Annotated in this window: 1 protein-coding gene; it reads left to right on the forward strand. The window is 23.1% G+C overall.

Annotated features, from left to right (window positions below; all coding sequences use genetic code 11):
* Window positions 1-131: 131 nt before the first annotated feature.
* On the forward strand, window positions 132-334 hold a 203-nt coding region (locus VJI93_RS08590), incomplete at its 3' end, for a hypothetical protein (RefSeq protein ID WP_324000522.1).

The following is a 334-nucleotide window of genomic DNA, read 5'->3' on the forward strand; positions in this document are numbered from 1 at the left end:
TTACAAATAGATAAAAACAAAGATGGAAAAGTTGATGAAAAGATTTCTGCATCAAAAAATGAAAATATTAAAAAATAAAAAAATTGAAGTGAGAGAATTAAATTCTCTCACTTCTTAAAAAGGAGATAAAAATGAATATATTATCTATATATAGTTTTTTTTCAATTATATTTTTTAAAGGTGGCATAATAGATTTTGATATTACCTTGCCATTATGGGGTTTTTGGTTATTACCAATTTCTTGGATCGTTATTATCCCGATAACTACTATGTTTTGTTTAACAGTATTGACTATGTCCATGCGATATTTAAAAATAGTTAATATATTTGAAAT

This window comes from Parvimonas sp. M20, from assembly GCF_035282425.1.
Taxonomy (GTDB): Bacteria; Bacillota; Clostridia; order Tissierellales; family Peptoniphilaceae; genus Parvimonas.